A 20,141-nucleotide genomic window follows, 5' to 3' on the forward strand; every position below is an offset into this window, starting at 1 on the left:
GTTTACGAAATTTATTCTTAGTTCTAGTGTAGAAAGTGTTCAGACACATCTTGTCTTAACAAACTAGGAGCAAGTGATATGAAAAATACACGTTCAACATTGATGTTAACTGCACTATTAAGTAGTGCGATTCTTACCCATTCTGCAATGGCAGATGATTCTTTTGACCATAGCGGCAAAGCAAGTAAGCACAGTGCGTTAGCTGCTTCTGAAGGCTTAGCGACAACCGCTTCGGTAGCAAGTGCGGTGGTGGCAGTACCTGTGGTATTGACCGGGAGTGTGGTTGTAGCCGGAAGCGCGGTGGTAGAAAGCGCCGTGAATGAAAGTGCTCGTAACCTTCATCAGGCTAGCCATCAATCTTCAGTGGCGCACAACCAGCCTTTGGTGATAACCGAAACTATTATCACCGCCGACCCCGCTCCAAACCAAGTGGTTACTACCAAAACTAAAGTGATCACAACCACAACTAATACTCAGCGGTAGGTTGAACATGAAAGCCTACTTAACTTCAATCGGGTTCGCCTTTGTATTGTTGATGTCTAGTATTCATGACGTATACGCGGGTAGCCAGCAACACGGCAAGCCTACTTTTACGCCAGAAGCGATCGCAACTTTTTCAAAAGATGTGGAAAAGTATGCGGCAGGTGAAGGGGCCCGGGCATTTATTATTGCAAGACGTGGCAGACCTATTGAGGATATGCCAAAAGGTATTCGCTTTACCCATACCGCCGTTGCTATTTACTCAACTATTCAGCTAAGCAACGGCGATACGGCGAAAGGCTATGCCATACACAATTTATATCAAGACGCAGAAGATCAGGGCAAAAGTCACTTAATTACCGACTATCCAGTAGACTTCTTCTGGGGCGCGTATGCGCTAGAGGCGGGAATAATAATTCCTTCAGCAGAAGTGCAACAAGCGTTGGTGAAGCTATATCGCGATGACAAAGCTAAGCTGCTTCACAATGCTCGATATTCGGTAGTGGCTAACCCGTTTAATAGTGAACGCCAGAACTGCACGGAATACACCCTTGATGTTTTAAACGCTGCAATTTATTCAACCACTGATATTGCGCAGCTAAAGGTAAATGCTAAGGCCCATTTTGTGCCACAAAAAGTAAATATGAGCCGCGCGAAACTTGGCTTAGCAAGTATGTTCAGCGATGGCGTAACTTTGTCAGACCACGGTCGCAAGGTAGAAACCACCACTTTCGGAAGCCTTGCTCGTTATATGCAAAAGTACGATTTAACAAACAAGGCCGTTACGTTTACCCATACGGGTCAAATAGAGAATATTTAGGAGTTTTACTATGCAAAACATGAATAAACCCACTAAAGCATTTCGAATCGCGTCACTAGCTGCACTTATTGTAGGCGTAGGTGCTTATTTTATAGGCTTGTACAATGCACCTATGGCCCTTAACGAAAAAGGTTATTACTTCACAATCATGCTATTTGGCTTATTTTCAGTGGTAAGCTTGCAAAAAACGGTACGGGATAAAATGGAAGGTGTACCTACAACCAAAGCATACTTTTTAGCTTCAGCGGTAGCCACCGGTTCAGCCATTGTACTGTTAGTTATTGGGTTGCTAAACGCCGAACTTTTACTAAGTGAGAAAGGCTTTTTCGGAATGGCGTTTACCTTAAGCTTATTTGCTGCCATTACGGTTCAAAAGAACGTTCGTGATAGCCAAAATCAAAATGAACTTAATAGCGTTGAACCCCAATTAGAAACTAACGTTTCACAGCCTGAAACAACCCCCAAAGTAAAAGCTGCATAAAAGTAAAGGGATCAGAGTACATTTCGCCAAAGTCAGACGACCCCGTCATCAAATTAATTTACTCTGACCCCACTTTTTCGTATTGTATATCAATTGTTTAGCTTCTTAGCTGCTTCTTATCTTCAACGCGTCAGGGATGAAATATGCGTAAACCCGTCAAATACAGAATTGCTTTTTTGATTGTTGCTGCGGGGTGTTTTTATGTAGGCACATGGTTTTTACCTAGTACCTTGCCAGACATTACGCTTACCTTCGGCAATATCATATCAGAGCCAAGCTGGCGTAATACGGCGCTTGTTTCGTTGGTTTATTTCCTTGTACTGCCGCTATTGTATTACTTCTGGGTAATTCGTATTGGCGAACAAGCTCTTTGGAAGTTACTGCTAATATTTTCTTTAAGTAGTTTAATAGCCCGCTACAACTACCCGGAACAGCTAGCGCACTATTTTGCGTTTATCAGCTACCTTAAATACCCCATCATTGCCGTACTAATGATTATTGAAGTAGTGCTTTTGGTAACTATCGTGAAAGCGCTTTGGGGCGCACGTAAACTTAGCGGCGACCCACGTATACACATGCTCGAAAAATATGAAAAAGCTGAAGCGCCGGAAAAAGGTAGCAAAGAGGCTAAGCAACTAGAGCTTGCGTTAATGTTGGCCCATGAACCGGCAAGTTGGTATTACGCTATACCTAGATTCAGTAAAAAACATGTGAAAAGTGCAGTGAACCTTAAGTTACTCTCTGGCAAGTGGTGGCATCTGCTAGGCGTACTCATTGCTTTGAGTGTCACAACCTATGCCTCATATGTATTGCTATCGCAATTTGGTGAAACGATTGCCATGGTGGTGGCCACATTAGTGTTCTACCTAGTGATCATGTTCGTCGCCAACTACCGGGTAAGCAAAAACTATAGTTGCTTTATTTGGCAGGACAAGGTTGTGGTGAATAACTCGTGGTGGGGGATGGTAGTAATTCCAAAAGCAAATATAGAAAGTATTGAAGTTGGCGAGTGGAGTAGAAGTTTAACCAAAGAGGATTTTCACTTTGGAAGGGGCGTCGCTAACGTCAAACTTACCTTCAATAAATCCCAAGCATATTATTCTGGTATGGCTTTATTAAATGAAAGTATTTCGACCCTATATTTAAGCGTAGATAACCCTTCGATGCTACACAGGGAGCTTGAAGTCATCGATTAGCTTTTCACTGCGCAGTAGGCGGTAAAGCCTAAACCACCGCGCGCAATACGTCGCGGGCGGTGGTGGCTTGCAAAAGTTTTACTTCTTAACTGCTGAATAAAAACTGTAAGTATTAAAATACCTACGTTTATCTGGTCAGCAACAAAAAATATTGGGGTCAGAGTACATTTCCTCAAAAAGTACTCTGACCCCAATCACCGTAGAGTTGTAAGGCAAATATTGAACCTCAGGCAGAAAGTGATACTCCTATCTTATGTCGAATTGATTCAATCCAAAAGCTTGCGTATTCTTCGACGTACTTCATTTAATGACTGCAATAGGTAATAAACGCTGTGTGTGAACTTTTGGGCATGAGTGCGAACACTCCTACTGACCTATGTTTTAGCTTTACCGGGTTAACACGTCGTGGTGGTGAAACCGGGCCGCATAAAGACGGCTGGGGCGTTGCCTTTTACGAAGGTAAGGGCGTGCGTATGTTTCACGATCCTGAGCCTTGCGCCACGTCACCTATCGCCGATTTTGTTTCCAAACTTCCTATAAAAAGTAAAAACGCCATTTGTCATATTCGGCAAGCTAACGTTGGTAACATCAACTTGGCGAACACGCATCCCTTTACCCGCGAGCTTTGGGGGCGCTATTGGGTGTTTGCACATAATGGGCAATTACCCAACTTCTCACGTCGAGCAGGTATTTATGAAGCGGTAGGGGATACGGACAGCGAAGAGCTTTTCTGCGACATCATGAACAATGTTAGGCAAAACCTCCCCCGAGACGCTATGCCAGAGCAGCTAGCTGAAACGCTTGTCGAATTGGCACAAGAGTATGCACAGCAAGGTGTATTCAACTGTTTATTGAGTAATGGCGACTGGCTGTTTACGTTCTGTAGTACAAAGTTAGCTAGCATTACCCGAAGAGCGCCTTTTGGCCCGGCTTGTTTAAGTGATGTTGAAGTAGAGATTGATTTTGCAGCTGAAACCACGCCAAAGGATGTGGTAAGTATTATCGCTACCGAACCGCTAACCAATGATGAACAGTGGGATATTTACGAACGGGGCGAGTGGAAGCTTTGGCAAGAGGGTGAAGTCATTGCCTCGGGCAAAGTGGATGTACCTGAACACAAAAAAGAATCCGAAATGGTAGCGCCTGACCCTTCGCTTCACGACTAAATACGGATTGTGGGGGCAGAGTAACTTCACCGGCCCCGCACTTTAATAGTCCGCTCTCTAAAGTCTTAGCGCTTAGTTGGTAACCCAAGGTAAAAATGTACTCTGACCCCAATATTCAGGTTAGCTAGCTTGATAATGTACTCTGACCCCAAAACTCGGGTTACCCCATTATTTATCTCAATACTTGGGTGATGGTTTGTTTTACTGCTTGGTAGCGAGCGGGGAGTGCGCTGTGGGGTGTTTGAACACTGTATAAGGGCTCTGTCACCTCATTTTTGGCTTCGTAGACGGTAAGTTTGTCGGCAAATGATACAAAGTCTAACGTGCTGGTTGGCAGCACGGTGTAACCTAGCCCTTCGCTTACCGGCAGTAGAATTTGCGAAAGTTGATTGATATAGCCGGCGTGTGGCAGCTTATTTGGATTAATCTTGGCTACTTCAGGCTCTCCGCAATCGTTAAAGTAGCGCTGTAAGTAGTGCATGGCGTCAGGGTGATTTATAAGCCCTAAATGGTTGATTACGGCTTTTAGCGTAATAGCGTCATCAGTTTTACTCTTTGCTCTTTCAGATACGCTTGTTATTTTTGTACCCGTACCCGTACCCGTACCCGTACCCGAATCAGGCATAAAATTCTGTGTATTTTCAGGAAAACCAGAAAGCTGTGTCACAAGCGTATCAGGCAGGCTACGCGGTAGGATAAGCCCCAACGCTTCCTCGCCTAAGTACTCGCTATGTATATCTTCACTCTCTGGCTGGTTAGTCACAATACCAAGCTCAAGGGTATTGTTTGCTATGCCTGATAAAATTGTGCGTCGAGGCGCGACTTCAACATGAATTTTTAGCGCGTTATGCTGCTTTTGTAGTGCCAACAGGGCAGGGTAAATACGCTGCGCGATAGCGCCTGAACAGGCCACTACACATTTTCCTTCAAATGGCGCGTCAAACTTCAAGCTGGCAATAAAATCTTGCTCCTTAGCCTGCTGATTTTTAGCGTAGTGATACACCCGCTGACCCTGCTCTGTAAGCTGAATACCTTTGCCTAAACGAACCACCAATTCGCACTGACATACTTCCTCTAGCTTTTTCAGATGCTGACTTACTCCTGGCTGCGTCATAAAACGTTGCTCAGCGGTGCGAGTGAAGTTACCTGTTTCTACTAACGTAATAAAGGTGTCTAGCCAAATAGGGTTAATCATCTTGCTATAAATTAAATTTATAAAATTGAAAAGATATCATAATTTCATGTTTTCTCATTGTCTAGCTACTATGTATCCATATTCACTTAAGCGCTATTTTCGATTAGCTGTATGATTGATGTTTTGGATAACTGGTACAAGAGAACGCTATCTAACTAAACACTGATTTAAGCAATGAATTAGCCGCTTAAGCCATTTTGATAACTTGCACTACCTAGGAGTAAGTAATGACTGAAGCAGTAAAAACACCGTATCCACGTACGTTTTCCCATATCGGTATTTCGGTACCCGATTTAGAAGCCGCCGTGAAGTTTTACACCGAAGTACTTGGCTGGTACCTCATCATGAAGCCAACCGAAATTATTGAAGACGATTCGGCCATTGGCGAAATGTGTACCGACGTATTCGGTGCAGGTTGGGGGAAATTCCGCATTGCGCACCTCTCAACGGGTGATCGCGTAGGCGTTGAAATCTTTGAGTTCAGCAACCAAGAAAATCCTGAGAACAACTTCGAGTACTGGAAAACCGGTATCTTCCACTTCTGTGTTCAAGACCCAGACGTAGAAGGTTTAGCTGAGAAGATTGTTGCCGCTGGCGGTAAAAAACGTATGAAGGCGCCGCGCTACTACTACCCGGGTGAAAAGCCATATCGCATGATTTATATGGAAGACCCGTTTGGCAACATCCTTGAAATTTATAGCCACAGCTATGAGTTGCACTATGCAAGCGGCGCTTACGAGTAAGCGTTAGTTGATAACGCTTTTTAGGCATTGCGCTAAGTAAATGCATAGCAAGCTTTAAATAAGCGAAAGGCGAGGGCGAAACAAGCAAAAGCTTGTTCAACGCACCTCGCCTTTTTGTGCTTAGACATTTATTGAAAAAAATAAACTTTAACCAAACTGACCCGAAACATAAGGGTTAGTTGCCTTTTCTGTGGCTACCGTTGTCGTAGGGCCATGTCCAGGGTAAATCGTCATATCATCAGGTAACACCATAATTTTTTGCTTAATAGAGTCGATAAGCTGCTGATGATTTCCTTGCGGAAAGTCAGTTCTGCCAATAGAGCCTGCAAATATGACATCCCCCACAATAACTCGATTGCTCGAACGCTCTACCAACACCACATGTCCGGGTGTATGACCGGGGCAATGCAATACTTCCAACGTTAAATTGCCTACTGAAATGGTGTCGTTGTCATTTAACCACTCATTGGGGGCAAAAGGCTGCGCGGGTGGAAAGCCAAACATCTGGCTTTGCTGCATAAGCGCATCTAACCAAAATTTATCTCCGATGTGGGGGCCAACAACGGGCACACCGTAATGTTCAGCGATGGCGACAGTACCGCCAACGTGGTCGAGGTGACCGTGAGTCAGTATGATTTTTTCTATACTCACGCCTTTATTTGTAGCAGCTTCAATTAACGTTTCAACGTCGCCACCAGGGTCGACAAACGCGCCTTTGTTAGTTGTTGGATCCCAAATTAACGAGCAGTTTTGGGCAAAGGGCGTAACCGGTATAACTTGAATTTCCACTGTTTAACCTTTTAATGTTTTATTTCTAAAAAGCGCGAAATAAAGCAGCGCGCCAATCGCTAATTCACCTAATAAAAATAGCCATGCGTTAGTAGACGATTGTGCAATAGACCATGCGCAAACCGCTAATGCAGCAAAGGGTATCAAACGTTTTAAAGGGGTTATAGCGTTAGCGGATGAGCCTGTAGAACTCCCTTGTAAATAAGCCCTCTGCGCTTTCATTAGCACCACTACACACACGGCATACACTACAAGCCGGGCAAGCACGCTTGAAATTGCTAGCCATACAAAACTGCCGGTAAGTGCCATGGTACCGGCAAAAATCCCCAATATAGTTATGGAAACGGCTGGAGTAGCAAAGGTCGAGTGAATCTCTCCTAGCTTATGCCCTAGTCTACCTGGAATAAGCGACTGCCGCGCCATAGAAAACGTAAGCCGAGAGGTAGATATCATATTCGCCAACAAATTACCGGCAACCGACACCACGGCAGTAAATGTCATAACAAGCGCCCCGGTTTCGCCAAATATCACATTAGCAAGAGCAATAAGAGGAGCGCTATCAGGCTTTGCAGGCCCTACGGTATGCCAATAAAGCCACTGCACGCAAAAGTAGAATATGGCAATGCCTGAAACCGTAAGCATCAACGCCCGAGGGATGGTCTTTTTCGGTGAATTAGTCTCGCCGCTGGTTACCACTACCGTCTCAAAACCAATAAAGGCGTAAAGTGTAAGTAAAGCACCTGCAGATATAGTGTCGAATGCAGGTACAACGGTAGCCGAAGCGCTTGTCAGCGCAGTAGAAAAATCCAGCTGCCAATAACCCACAGCAATAAGCGCCACAAAAGGCACGAGTTTTAGCACCGATATAGTATCTAGCGAACGCATAGCGGCCTTAAGACCAACAATATTTACTACAATTAATGCTGTTGTCAGCCCTATAACAGCAAATGATTTGCCAGCGCCTGTGTTGAGCTCTGGCCACATATAGCCAGCGTATAGCAACAGAACGTGCATATTTGCGGCAATTGCCGTGGCTCGAGCCAAGTAATACACAAACCCCGTTTGAAACGCGGCTGCATTGCCAAAGCCTTTTTGAGCGTAAATTACTGGCCCGCCAGTTTCTTGATAGCGTACCGCTAACTGTCCAAAACACCAGACGATGGCCAGCATAAGTGCGCCAAAGATTAAAAAGATGTAGGGGCTGAAAGCACCAAGCTCAGCGGCCATTTTTGCGGGCAGTGCAAAAATGCCTGCCCCAATAAGACCGTTTAATACTAAAAGGGCGGCGCCAATGCCGCCAATCCCTTTGGTTAAAAGGCTTTTGTTTTCGCTATTCATTTAGAGAAAACTTCTTCTCCAGCCACATAGGTGGCGTGAACTTCGGTTTTCCAAATGTCTTTGGCGTCTATGCTGAAAATATCTTGGTCTACCAAAATGAAATCAGCCCACTTTCCTGGGGTTAACGTACCTAACGTATCTTCCATATGCCCTGCGTAGGCTGCATCTAAAGTAAACCCTTTGAAGGCTTGCTCGATAGTTAATGCTTCGTGGGCATACCAGCCTTTTACCGGTTGGTTGTTTCTGTCTTGACGCGTAACCGCAGCGTGAAGACCATAAAACGGGTTAGCAAGCTCTACAGGAAAATCTGAACCTAAGGGTAGGGCAATGCCCGAATCGAGTAGCGTTTTCCATGCATAAGCGCCTTCCATACGGTCTTTACCAAGGCGGTCTTCCGCCATGTTCTTATCGCTGGTGGCATGTGTTGGCTGCATGGAAGGAAGCACTTTTAGCGACGCAAAGCGGGCTAGGTCGTCAGGCGCTATAACTTGCGCGTGTTCTATGCGGTTGCGCAACTCGCTGCCGCCAATATTTTTAAACGTGGTTTCAAACTCGTTTAGCGCAACATGATTCGCCTTATCGCCAATAGCGTGATAGTTAAGCTGGAAGCCCGCACCAATAACCGTGGTGAAAAGTTGGGTCATATCTTCTGGTTGAGTTAACAGCAATCCATGTTGATGGGGCGCATCGGAATACGGTTCGAGTAATGCTGCCCCTCGACTACCTAGCGCACCATCGCCATAGGCTTTCACTGAACGAATATACAAAAAGTCGTCTTCATCACGAATTGTACCGTTGCTTAACATTGTTGAAAGTTCAGGGTCAGTCGCGCTCACCATTGCATAAATACGTACAGGTAAGTCACCCTCTACGGCTTCTTTTAAATAGAAGTCGTAAACGTCTCTGCCCACACCAGCATCGTGCATTGACGTAATGCCATTTGCTAGTAAGTGCTCACCTGCGGCATTCAATTGCTGCTCGTATATCGCGTTACTGGCTTTCGGTAAGTGTTCTTCAATTAACAGTGATGCGTTATCGATGAATACACCAGTAGGTTGGCCGTTAGCATCCTTAATAATTTCACCACCAACAGGGGACTGAGTGTCTTTTGTGATGCCAGCTAGCTCCATGGCTTTTGTGTTAACCCACGCCGCATGACCGTCCACTCGAGTAAGCATTACAGGTTTATCAGAAACAACTTTGTCCAAATCAGCAGCTGTTGGAAACGCTCTGTCGGACCATAATTCTTGGTTCCAGCCGCGCCCGGTAATCCAAGCTTGTTGTCCGTTTGCGAAAGCGTATTCGGCAACCATTTTAGCTGCGTCTTGGGCACTTTTACTTTCTCGTAAGTCTACTTCTAGTAAGTTTGCTCCTAAGCCGAGAAGGTGGCCATGAGCGTCGATAAGACCAGGCAGCATGACTTTACCTTCGCCGTCTATGGTGCTGTCGACAGGCGTGTTGCCTTTGTCGATATTTAATGCAACCACTTTGCCTTCATCAATGACAAGGTTTTTAAACGTAATGAGTTTGCCACTTTCATTTAACGTATAGCCTTTTACGTTCTCAACAAGCGTTGCAGCATCCACTGTAAGCGTGGTGGTCATAGCGCCTAACGTTGCCGCTGTTGCAAACGTTGTGGTTAGCAATTTTGAAAGCGAGTGCTTTTTAAATGTCAGTGCCGACAATGTAGAGTTCATAGTGAGTTTCTGCCTTTTTTATTTCTGTTTTATTCTTTGTTTTTACAGTTTTTATACCGAGCTGCTCGAGTTTCAATAGCTACGCACTAACGCAACGCTATGCCTCGACACGCTCGGTGTCTTCAAATTCGTCTTCGTCATCAAGGTCAAGAATGGGAGGCTGCAGCAAAAAATCTCTCTCCCAAATCTTAGCCATACTCGACTGGCTAATGTTGCCACCACTCAATATAACAAGAGCGGTTTGCCCAGGTGGAGTGTTGGCAGCCCAAGCCGCTACTGCAGCCATGGTCATCGCGCACGTGGGCTCAATATGAAGCTTTAGTAAATGATGTAGCCATTGGGTCCAATAAGCAATTTGTAGCTCATCCACTTCGTAGAAATCATCTATTTCTTGCATTATAGGAAACGTTACATCGCCAACAGAGGGCGTGGCTGCACCGTCTGCTAGGGTATTTGGAGCATAGTCTAAAGCAATGATCTCACCAGCTTGCAACGACATAGAGGCATCATTCGCTTCGGCGGGCTCAGCGCCAATGACCAATGCATTTGGCTGTAGTGCGCGAGTTGCCAGTAATGAGCCCGACAATAACCCTCCGCCACCACACGGCGCAAAGACAGCATCCACCTCACCAATTTCGTTAAGCGCTTCTAACGTTGCCGTGCCTTGCCCCGCCACGATATCCTCATGATTGAACGGCGGTATCCATACTGTGTCTGGTGCTTTTGATGCTTGCTCGACAGCCTCATCTGCTTCTGGACGGGTAGGAAATAGTTTTAATTCAGCACCATAGCTTTGCGTAGCAGCAGCTTTAATCGGCGAAATGGTCTCGCTCGCGAAAATAGTGGCTTTGATACCAAAGTGAGACGCTGCATAGGCTACTGCCTGAGCATGATTTCCAGAACTATTGGCGACCACATGCTTCGGTAAACGACCCTCCTCTTTCAACCGGGCTAAAAAATTCATAGCGCCGCGAATTTTGAATGCCCCGATGGTCTGTAAGCACTCCGCTTTAAACAGAATGCGGTTGCCCATCCATTTGTTGAGCAACGAAGATTCAACTATCGGCGTTTTCTTTACGTCGCCTTTTATACGTTCATAGGCTTGTTTAATGTCTTCGAAATTTGGAGAAATACTCATTAAGTAACGCTCTTTTCATTTTGGTTTTTTTGTGGGGTAGCGCCGACAAGGGCCTTTACGCACTAAAAGGAAATCGGAAGCCTTACAGTGCCACATACTATTAGATAACGCCAGAGCCTATACCACATAAGACAATTCATATTTATTTAATAATTCTACTTTAGTATACCGGCGCTAGTTACCGGAGACAGGCACATGTTAAGCAAACACAACCATCGTATTTACGCCTTACCTACGGTTTTGTTTCTTTTTCTCACCTTTTTATTTGTTTCTGCTGGTGTTTTTATTCAAAACGATGAACGCGCAGCACGTATTTCTAAAGCGCAGTCGGTTGCCGAGCAGGTAAAAATTAGTCTTGAAGTTTTCTCAAGCGAACGTATTCAAGCGCTGCACAACCTTATGCAAAACTGGCCCACCTTCGAGCCAAACCAAGTAGACTGGTTTAACGCGCAGGCCCTGTCATTGATGGGTATGCAGCGTGGTTTTTCATCGCTAGTGTTTGTTGATGCTGATGGGAAGATAGCGTGGGTGGCAACGCCATCTTCCGGCATTAAAACCCGCATAGACAACAGCTTAGTTGGTAAGCCTATGGAAGCGTTAGGCTTGAACATATCGCGTTTTTCTGAGGACTTGGAAAGCACGCTTATGTATTCAGATACTGCTAAACACCACTTTATCATTATGGGGAGATCGATAAGCCCTCAGGAGCCTGAGCATGGCTTTCTAGTGGCGAGTTTTGATATACAAACTATTCTAGGCGTGATGTTAGGCGAGTTAGTGGGGCCGCAGTTTAATTTTCAGCTCAAAGCCGACAATCAAACCTTATTTCAAAGCGGAAAATTAGTGCAAGATGGCACTATTGTGCCGCTTGCACCGTTTACATTTCTAGAGCGGGACTTCCTTCTTACCATGCAGTCCCAGCTTAGCCCTTACAACGCAGGGCTTTTGATTATGCTAACGGGCTTATTAATGTCAGCGCTGGTTAGCTATGTACTGCACAAGCAGCTTAAAGGAGCGGTTAATCTATCCGTTAGCCATCAACGTTATCTTACCGCTAGCGAAGCATCTCTTGACGCGCTACTTATCTATCAACCAATAGATGATGACTTTTCTTTAGTTGAAGCAAACTCATATAGCCGCTATCTATTTCGCGGTGCTTGTGATGTATTACGGTCTATGAGCTTAGCCGAGCAAACACGCTATTTAGGCTTAAGTGATGAATTTAAGAATGCTAAAAACGTGTCTGAACACGGTGTACCTTATGAAGCCCACCTTGCCATTCACAGCGATAAGATTGCGCCACAATGGATAAAAGTTCAGGTGGTAAAAGCAGGTGATAATATAGCAGTCACCGTAAGAGATGTGACCGAACGTTTTCGCGCCCAGCACGATTTAAAGCGTAGCGAAGAAAAGTATCGTCGCTTAGTTGATGGCATGCACCGTCACTTTGTTTACACCAAAACTGTCGAGCATAACTTTATGTATGTGAGCGCGGGTATTGAAAAAATTTTAGGGTTTAGCGCCGAAGACTTCTGTGCGAACGAGTCGAAATACGTACGCCAAGTACCTGACGAGACCTTTGAAATACGCCAAACCATTGCCCGTGGCGAAAAGCCCGAGCCTTATGTTGTGCATTATCAAGGCAAAGTAGGGGAGCCGTTAGCGATTGAATTTTCAGATACCCCCATCGTTGACGAACAAGGATTGTTGATTGCGGTTGAAGGCATAGCACGCGATGTGACGAAAGAGCTAGCGCTACAGGAAGAAGTGTATTTTCAAGCCAATCATGACCAGTTAACCGGGTTGTTTAATCGCTACGCATTTGATGAAAAATTGCGAGAGATCCTTGATGAAACGCACAAAGAAGCTGTTCAGCACAGTAGTCGAGAGGCGTTAAACCAAGATGGTTTTGAAAACGTGGCTGACATTCATTTGCCCCGCGCTTACCACAAACAAAGCGTGATGTGCTTTATCGATATGGATAGGTTCAAATTAGTAAACGACAGCTGTGGTCACCCAGCCGGCGACAAGCTGCTTAAGGAGATTTCGACCATATTTAGGCAGTACGTTAATGGACACGACCTGCTCGCCCGAATAGGTGGCGACGAGTTCTGCATTATATTTCGCAATCAAAGTTTGGATGAGGTAACAAACCGCCTAGACAAGCTATTGGTAGCGATTTCCAATTACCGTTTTGTATATGACGACAAGTTGTTTTTTGTGGGGGCAAGCATTGGCGTTATCGAAATAAACGAGAGCACACAAAGCGCGGAAGCGTTAATTAAAGCTGCTGACAATGCGTGTTACAAAGCCAAGCACCTAGGCCGAAACCGTTACTTTGTATTCCATGATAACGACTCGCAAATGGCCATTGACGACAGCGAAAATCAGGTTCTACATGCTTTGCACTACGCGTTACAAAACGATGGTTTTGAGTTGTATAGCCAAGCTATTATGCCACTTAACGTGCCTAGCCAAGAACAGGCCGCCCAATTACAGCATTACGAAATTCTGCTGCGTCTAAACGCCAAAGACAGCGGCCTTATCAGTCCGGGATTATTTATCCCGTTAGCTGAGCGCCACGGATTAATGAACAAAGTGGATATGTGGGTGGTAGATAACACCCTTAAAACTCTTGAGAGTAATCCAGCTCATATTGATAACGTTGGCAAAGTTGCGATTAATTTATCGGGTATTACATTGGGCGATGAAATGGCGCTTCATAATATTACCAAGCGCATGCAAAGTACCTCTGTACCTGCAGAGAAAATTTGTTTTGAGATTACAGAAACAACGGCGGTAACTAATTTAAGTGCCGCTAAACACTTTATATCCACGCTGCGCGATTTAGGTTGTAGCTTTGCCTTAGATGATTTTGGTGCAGGTATGTCGTCGTTTACTTACCTTAAGCACCTTGACGTAGATTACGTGAAGATTGATGGCTCCTTTGTGCGAAACATTGTTCACGATCCAATTGATCATGCTACAGTTACTGCAATTAATAATATTGCGCACAGTATGGGTAAACAAACGGTAGCTGAGTTTGTGGTCGATAACGCGACCGCAGAGGTCTTACGAGAGCTTAAAGTCGACTATGGTCAAGGCTTTGCTTTAGATAAACCCAAGCCACTGGCGCATAGAGTTCAATGGCGAGTTAAACTTGCCTCTGCCTAAAGGAAATGATTATGGGTTTATTTGATACCATTATGGGTAATGCAAGCGAGACGAGCGCTTCAGATGTTCAAGAAGAGCTTACGCCTATACTCGCTACTAATGAGACCGTTACCTCTGCGTTTAAATTAGTGCGCGACCTAAGTGTATTCACGAACAAGCGCCTAATTCTAATTGATAAGCAAGGCCTTACCGGGCGCAAAGTGAACTATCACTCAATACCTTACAAATCTATTACCCAGTTTATCGTTGAGACAGCAGGGCATTTTGATACTGATGCAGAGCTTAAAATTTGGTTGTCGGGTAAAGCCGACCCTGTTGAAATTGAGTTGAGTGCATCGTCTGCTCAGGCGGTACAGCAAAACCTAGCAACCCAGATGTTTAGCTAGTAACAATCAAAAAGACCAAATAAAAAAGCGATGCTTTCACAAGCATCGCTTTTTGTTTATTACAACTTGCCTAGGCCCTAACCCGATTAGTCTTTCAAGTTACGGTTAAAGAAGTTAGTAATCGTTTTGTATAAGTGAATGCCCGTTTGCTTACCACGAATACTGTGCTTCTTACCTGGGTAATCCATGGTTTCAAATGGAATCGCCAAATCTTGAAGGTGCTTGTATAGCATGGTCGAGTGCGTAAACAATACGTTGTCATCTGCCATGCCGTGGTAAATCAAAAGGTCGCCTTTCAAGTCTTTTGCGTAAGGGAATACTGAAGATGCTGTGTAGGCATCATCATCTGTATTAGGGTTACCCATATAGCGCTCGGTGTAATGGGTATCGTACAAACGCCAGTCGGTTACCGGCGCACCTGACACACCCGCTGCAAAATAATCGCCTGCTTTGAACATGGTCATTAGCGTCATGTAGCCGCCATAGCTGTGGCCATGAACACCAATACGCTCAGCATCAACGAAAGGAAGTGTACGTAAGAACTCTACACCTGCAACCTGATCGTCCACTTCAATAAAGCCCATTTTTTTATAAATAGGATCTTCAAAGCTTTTACCACGATAATTAGAGCCACGGTTATCTAACGTGAATACTACGTAACCTTGGTCAACCCAGTGTTGGAACAGCAAACCACGGTTACCCGCCCAGCTGTTTGTTACCACTTGTGCGTGTGGACCGCCGTAAAGGTAAACAATAACAGGGTGCTTCTGTTTAGGGTTTTGCTTAGCGCTGTCTGGCGTGTAGATGCGATACTTAAGCGTTGCGCCATCCTTAGTGGTAATGTCACCAAACTCAGGTGCCGTCCAGCTATCCATGTAAGCGTGCAGAGGATGACCTTCTTCAACTTTGTTTTCTTCAAGCCAAGTAATTCGCTCGCCGTTTGCACTGTTTAAGCTTACCTGTGCAGGGGAATTGATAGTTGAAAAACGGTCAATAAAAATTGAAGCATCTTTGCTAAACGCAGCACTATGATACGCGCCTAACTCAGTTACGCGTGAAATCTCGCCGCCATCTAAAGGTACGCTGTAAACATGGCTTTCAAGTGGCGTATCTTTGCGGCCAGAGAAGTACAAACGGTTGTTTGCGGTATCAATAGCTTCAACACTGTCAACAACCCAATCACCTTTGGTTAATTGCTTAACTAACTTGCCGTTGTTGTCGAAAAGGTAAAGGTGTTTATATCCATCGCGCTCAGACGCCCAGATAAACTTGCCTTTTTCTTTCAAGAAATAAAGGTCGTCGTGCAGATTTACCCAGGTATTACTTGTTTCTGTAAGCAGTACGTTTTCTTTTTTACTGTTAAGGTCGAACGCGCGAAGCTCTAAGGTTTGCTGATCCCGTGTTTGCCATTGGTAAGTAAAGGTAGTGCTGTTTGGCATCCACTTACCGCGAGCAAAATAAATGTCTTTATCTTCACCTAAGTCAACCCAGGTACGGTCGCCAGAACTGATGTCTTGAATAGCAAGTTCCACCAACACGTTCGGCGTGCCTGCCTTAGGATACTTTTGTTCGATAAGTTTGATATCGTCAGCATAAATTTCAGAGCGGGTGATCACGTCTACTGGGCTTTCATCCACCTTGGTAAACGCAATCTTAGTTTCATCAGGCGACCACCAATATCCAGTCATGCGGCCCATTTCTTCTTGCGCCACAAACTCCGCCATACCAAACTTTATGTTGCCGCCGCCTTCTTTGGTAATGGCGGTTTCTTTACCTGATTCAATGTGTTTCACATATAGGTTCTGGTCGCGAATAAACGAGATGTAGTTACCTTTTGGTGATAATTTAATGTCAGTTTCAAAAGCGTCAGTATCAAGTAACTGTTTTGCGCCTTTTTCACCCAGCTTGTGATAGAAAACGTCTCCTCCTAGCGGGAATAATAATGCTTTACCATCGTCTGACCATTGGTAGCTAACGATGCCGCTACCAGATAAACGCATACGCTCTCGTCGCGCTTTTTCTTCATCAGAAAGCACTTCTTCGCCGCTTTGTAGGTCGTTTGAGTCGAACAGCATGCGAGTTTGACCGCTTTCAATATGGTATTCCCATAGATCTAGGCGTTCGTAGTCAGTTTGTTTGCCTTTAAGAAATGTAACGCGTTGACCGTCTGGGGATACTTTCAATGAACGGGGTGCATTGCCATCAAGTGAAGGAGAAGAGAAAATGCGCTCAATAGTGAGCGTTTCAGCGTTTAAAGCAGTAGAGAGCATAGCGGCTCCAATTAAAAGGGCTTTTTTCATTTTTATCTGCATATTTGACTGTCGAAGGTTTGATTGTAGTTATATCAATTTATGATACAAGGTGCGACGTATGAAATCCGCAATGGTGCTAGGAGCGACAGGTTTAGTAGGACGAACGCTTGTAAATATGCTGTTACAGGACAGACGGTACAATGAAGTAACCTGCTTAGTCAGAAAACCGCTTTCCTCTAGCATGTTTAACGACCCACACAATAGGCTTAAGCCTGTGGTTATCGACTTTGACAACCTGCAAGACTACCAAGGTTACTTCAGCGTAAACCATGTTTACTGCTGCCTAGGGACCACGCTTAAAAAAGCGGGGTCTAAACAAGCCTTTCGCCGTGTGGATTTTGAGTTTGTGCACGTCGCTGCCCAGCTTACTCGTGCTCAACGAGCTGACAGCTTTGTGTGGATATCTTCGGTTGGCGCTGATGCTAAAAGCAGTAACTTTTATTTGCGGGTGAAAGGAGAATTAGAGAACGCCATTATGCGCATGCCGCAATTACCCCACGCCTCGGCAGTTCGCCCTTCATTGTTACTTGGCGATAGGGATGAATCACGGACATTAGAAGATATAGCGCAGAAAACCGCGCCCATCTGGCAAAGCATAATGAAAGGCCCGTTAAAAAAGTACCGACCTGTTCATGCCGTGGATGTGGCCAGAAATATGATGTCGCTTCAGCGCTGGAAATAGACCCGGGGGATGAGCGTGTACAATATATGTCACCAGCTTAACGTGAAGCGCAACCGAACTTGGTATAGAATGCGCGCCTTTTAATGCACCAGGTAATATGACTTCCCCATGTTCCGCTGTAAACAATTCACCGTAGCGCAAGATAAATGCGCCATGAAAGTGAACACCGACAGCCTAATTTTAGGCAGTTGGGCGCAGCTTCGCGCAAACCTTGGCCATGCTCCACGTATTTTGGATATTGGAACCGGCAGTGGCATTTTAGCACTGATGATGGCCCAAAAAGCCGAAAGCTTTTATCCGCTAAGTTGCAGTGAACGTGAGTTAGATAGCTGCGGCGCTGATAGTTTAAGTGCGGACAGCACAGAGAAAGAGAAAGCAAAGAAAGAAAGTACAAGTAGCTTTGTTTCATCAGGGAAAAGCCTGTTAAGTCATAACTATGATGCAGCTCGAATCGATGCTATCGAAATTGATAAGGATGCAGCGGCGCAGGCAGCAATTAACTTTGAAAATTCAAAGTGGGCAGGGCAGCTACGTATCCGAAACTGCGACTTGGCGGGGTTTGAACCAGCCTATTTGTATGACACCATTATTTCCAACCCGCCGTATTTCGAATCGCCAGCGAAACTTTCTAATGCCTACAGTAAGCAAAGCCACAATCGTTCAGTAGCAAGACAAACATCTACATTAAGCCCTGATGAGCTTTTTAACGCTAGCAGTGCATTATTGATGGAAAGTGGACAAATGTACTGTGTGTACCCTACGTCGATGGCAGCTGACATTATCAAAACCGCTGCTGGTTATGGCTTATTGTTGGAAGCGATGCTTTATGTAAAGCATACATCGGACAAAGACCCATACCTTTGTGGATTTCGCTTTAACAAAGTAATTGAGAATGCTAGCGGTGAACATGCAGATTGCATTGCGTATGCAGAGCGCCAGCTTTTCATTACAAAAGTCGCAAGTGAAAATGCGCTGATTATTAGAGACCGCGAGGGTAATTACACAAATGAATACAAAGCCCTCTGTCAGCCTTATTACCTTAAATTTTAATGAGCTAATATAAATGAATATAGTTGCAGAAGGCTTTGGCGCCATAGCCGTTGTTTTAAATTTTATTGGGTATCGCCAAACCAACGTAGACAGGTATTTGCTTATTTCTGCATTTGCCTTGAGTGCACTCAGCGTTCACTTTTTTATGTTGGATGCCATGGCAGCTGGCATTGGAACACTGCTAGCCAGCGTTCGTAACTTTATTGCTATTAAACATAGAAGCAATACCATTTTATTTTTCTTTGTTGCGGTGAATGTAGGCTTTCTCGCTTATGAGTGGTTTGTATTAGATCACAGCTGGATAATTTTCATCGCCTATGCGTCGTCACTTATTTTCACAGTGGGGTCGCTGGTTATTCGAGATGTGAGAACCATTCGCAAAGTATTTATCGTCGCAGAGGGGCTGGGGCTTGTTTATGCTATTCTAGTGGGAAGCCTATTTGGTACCGTATTTAACGTGAGTAATTTGTTTAGCATATTCAGTAAAATTCGCGCGGTAAAGAATAGCAGCGTAGAATAAAAAACTTTAGACACTTTGGCGAAAAACTAAAGTTGAATAGAAAAAATTATCCGTTAAAGTATTATATTCCAAAACTAAGTATAACTTTGGCAACTTTTATTGGCCATCGGTGGTAATACAATTATTGCGCAGTGATAAGGAGTGTTAGCAATGAAGTTAGTCAAAAATTCACCTCAGTCAGAGTGCTTTTCAGATCTAGAGAAAATTTTTCAAAACGCGATAGATGCAGGTGCGCCTCTGAACGTACTTCAGCAAGCAAAGCTATTTCGTCAAAAAAAATCTACAAACGTTTCGTTAAAGTTAATTGAGAACGTTGACGTTCAATAATGATGCAATATGGATTAGACGAGTAGCCTTAAATTAAGTGTCAACGCTGTTCAGGTCATGTTACACAAAAACAAAAAAGCCACCCGAAGGTGGCTTTTTTTATGCTTTATTTTTGATTAATAGAACGTTTAACTGCTCTTTTTAACCAAAACAGATACTTTGTCGATACCAGCAATTTTAACTTGGTTCATTACTTCAACAACCGTTCCATGCTCGCTGTCTTCGTGAGCTTGGATTGCAGCTGAATCCGTGTTGTTTTCTGCAAGGTATGTTTGCGTGTTTGCAACTACACGACGAATATCAACCTCACGGCCACCCATCATGATAGTGCCATCGGCATCAATACGAATTGATAGCGCTTTAGAAGGCTTGTCGTTTTTCGCTTGATTATCCTCTGGACGGTTTACGTCTAAACCTTTCTCTTTCACGAACGAGGTCGTTACGATGAAGAAAATCAACATGATGAACACGATGTCCAACATGGGGGTCATATCAATCTGAGCCTCGTCTTCAGCCGAGGTATGCTTCTTTCTTTTCATCTCGTCTTCTTTCTTCTGTTACGTTCGAGCCATTTAGTATACTGCTTGTTACAAAAATATACAGACTTTTGTATAAAAACAGTGTGCTCATTAACACTTGTTGTTGAA

General features: G+C 44.5%; 19 protein-coding genes. 12 read left to right on the forward strand and 7 right to left on the reverse strand.

The genetic code is table 11. From position 1 onward, the window contains the following. Positions 1-78: 78 nt before the first annotated feature. The 5 genes from ACXAFM_RS12400 to ACXAFM_RS12420 all read left to right on the forward strand — a co-directional run bounded on the left by ACXAFM_RS12400 (position 79) and on the right by ACXAFM_RS12420 (position 4,143). On the forward strand, positions 79-483 hold the full coding sequence (locus ACXAFM_RS12400) for a hypothetical protein (protein ID WP_474829850.1): 405 nt from the start codon (positions 79-81) through the stop codon (positions 481-483). Between the two features lie 7 nt (positions 484-490). Continuing rightward, on the forward strand, positions 491-1,300 hold the full coding sequence (locus ACXAFM_RS12405; RefSeq protein ID WP_474834717.1) for a DUF2145 domain-containing protein: 810 nt from the start codon (positions 491-493) through the stop codon (positions 1,298-1,300). Positions 1,301-1,310: 10 nt separating this feature from the next. Continuing rightward, positions 1,311-1,781, forward strand: a complete 471-nt coding sequence (gene yiaA / locus ACXAFM_RS12410) for an inner membrane protein YiaA (RefSeq protein WP_474829854.1) — start codon at positions 1,311-1,313, stop codon at positions 1,779-1,781. 143 nt (positions 1,782-1,924) lie between these two features. After that, on the forward strand, positions 1,925-2,977 hold the full coding sequence (locus ACXAFM_RS12415) for a hypothetical protein (protein ID WP_474829856.1): 1,053 nt from the start codon (positions 1,925-1,927) through the stop codon (positions 2,975-2,977). 332 nt (positions 2,978-3,309) lie between these two features. Continuing rightward, positions 3,310-4,143, forward strand: a complete 834-nt coding sequence (locus tag ACXAFM_RS12420) for a class II glutamine amidotransferase (RefSeq protein WP_474829858.1) — start codon at positions 3,310-3,312, stop codon at positions 4,141-4,143. A gap of 172 nt (positions 4,144-4,315) precedes the next feature. On the opposite strand, the gene ACXAFM_RS12425 is transcribed toward ACXAFM_RS12420, so the two are convergent. Continuing rightward, positions 4,316-5,338 (reverse strand): LysR family transcriptional regulator, encoded by a 1,023-nt coding sequence (locus ACXAFM_RS12425; protein WP_474829860.1) that lies wholly within the window; start codon positions 5,336-5,338, stop codon positions 4,316-4,318. A gap of 227 nt (positions 5,339-5,565) precedes the next feature. Between ACXAFM_RS12425 and ACXAFM_RS12430 the strand changes: the two genes are divergently transcribed. Beyond that, positions 5,566-6,081 carry a lactoylglutathione lyase family protein gene (locus ACXAFM_RS12430; protein WP_474804738.1) on the forward strand — a complete coding sequence of 172 codons (516 nt, stop codon included), beginning with the start codon at positions 5,566-5,568 and terminating at the stop codon, positions 6,079-6,081. A gap of 147 nt (positions 6,082-6,228) precedes the next feature. On the opposite strand, the gene ACXAFM_RS12435 is transcribed toward ACXAFM_RS12430, so the two are convergent. The 4 genes from ACXAFM_RS12435 to ACXAFM_RS12450 form a co-directional block, all read right to left on the reverse strand. Continuing rightward, a complete protein-coding gene (locus ACXAFM_RS12435; protein WP_474829862.1) occupies positions 6,229-6,870 on the reverse strand; it encodes an MBL fold metallo-hydrolase in 642 nt (213 codons plus the stop codon). A gap of 3 nt (positions 6,871-6,873) precedes the next feature. After that, positions 6,874-8,208, reverse strand: a complete 1,335-nt coding sequence (locus ACXAFM_RS12440) for an APC family permease (protein ID WP_474834719.1) — start codon at positions 8,206-8,208, stop codon at positions 6,874-6,876. Next, on the reverse strand, positions 8,205-9,905 hold the full coding sequence (locus ACXAFM_RS12445; RefSeq protein WP_474829866.1) for an amidohydrolase: 1,701 nt from the start codon (positions 9,903-9,905) through the stop codon (positions 8,205-8,207). Before ACXAFM_RS12445 ends, ACXAFM_RS12440 begins: the two co-directional genes overlap by 4 nt. A gap of 97 nt (positions 9,906-10,002) precedes the next feature. After that, entirely contained in the window at positions 10,003-11,043 is a 1,041-nt protein-coding gene (locus ACXAFM_RS12450) for a serine/threonine dehydratase (RefSeq protein ID WP_474829868.1), read from the reverse strand. A gap of 195 nt (positions 11,044-11,238) precedes the next feature. Between ACXAFM_RS12450 and ACXAFM_RS12455 the strand changes: the two genes are divergently transcribed. Both ACXAFM_RS12455 and ACXAFM_RS12460 read left to right on the forward strand, forming a co-directional pair. After that, positions 11,239-14,217 carry a putative bifunctional diguanylate cyclase/phosphodiesterase gene (locus ACXAFM_RS12455; RefSeq protein ID WP_474829870.1) on the forward strand — a complete coding sequence of 993 codons (2,979 nt, stop codon included), beginning with the start codon at positions 11,239-11,241 and terminating at the stop codon, positions 14,215-14,217. Positions 14,218-14,228: 11 nt separating this feature from the next. Then, positions 14,229-14,603 (forward strand): PH domain-containing protein, encoded by a 375-nt coding sequence (locus tag ACXAFM_RS12460; RefSeq protein ID WP_474829872.1) that lies wholly within the window; start codon positions 14,229-14,231, stop codon positions 14,601-14,603. A gap of 86 nt (positions 14,604-14,689) precedes the next feature. Here ACXAFM_RS12460 and ACXAFM_RS12465 read toward each other — a convergent pair whose 3' ends face one another. Continuing rightward, complete coding sequence (locus ACXAFM_RS12465) at positions 14,690-16,903, reverse strand: S9 family peptidase (protein ID WP_474829874.1); 2,214 nt, start codon at positions 16,901-16,903, stop codon at positions 14,690-14,692. Between the two features lie 70 nt (positions 16,904-16,973). On the opposite strand from ACXAFM_RS12465, the gene ACXAFM_RS12470 reads away from it, so the two are divergent. From ACXAFM_RS12470 to ACXAFM_RS12485, 4 genes are all read left to right on the forward strand, one after another. Next, on the forward strand, positions 16,974-17,597 hold the full coding sequence (locus ACXAFM_RS12470) for an NAD(P)H-binding protein (RefSeq protein WP_474829876.1): 624 nt from the start codon (positions 16,974-16,976) through the stop codon (positions 17,595-17,597). A 153-nt stretch (positions 17,598-17,750) separates the two neighbouring features. Continuing rightward, positions 17,751-18,647 carry a tRNA1(Val) (adenine(37)-N6)-methyltransferase gene (locus ACXAFM_RS12475; RefSeq protein WP_474830577.1) on the forward strand — a complete coding sequence of 299 codons (897 nt, stop codon included), beginning with the start codon at positions 17,751-17,753 and terminating at the stop codon, positions 18,645-18,647. 13 nt (positions 18,648-18,660) lie between these two features. Continuing rightward, positions 18,661-19,167 carry a YgjV family protein gene (locus ACXAFM_RS12480; RefSeq protein ID WP_474829878.1) on the forward strand — a complete coding sequence of 169 codons (507 nt, stop codon included), beginning with the start codon at positions 18,661-18,663 and terminating at the stop codon, positions 19,165-19,167. A gap of 150 nt (positions 19,168-19,317) precedes the next feature. Then, positions 19,318-19,494: a hypothetical protein gene (locus tag ACXAFM_RS12485; protein WP_474829880.1), complete on the forward strand. Its 177-nt coding sequence runs from the start codon at positions 19,318-19,320 to the stop codon at positions 19,492-19,494. Positions 19,495-19,622: 128 nt separating this feature from the next. On the opposite strand, the gene ACXAFM_RS12490 is transcribed toward ACXAFM_RS12485, so the two are convergent. Next, positions 19,623-20,033, reverse strand: coding sequence for an ExbD/TolR family protein (locus ACXAFM_RS12490; RefSeq protein WP_014950746.1), 411 nt, complete (start codon positions 20,031-20,033; stop codon positions 19,623-19,625). Between the last annotated feature and the right edge of the window lie 108 nt (positions 20,034-20,141).

It is taken from the genome of Alteromonas sp. ABD4_190, assembly GCF_056160105.1.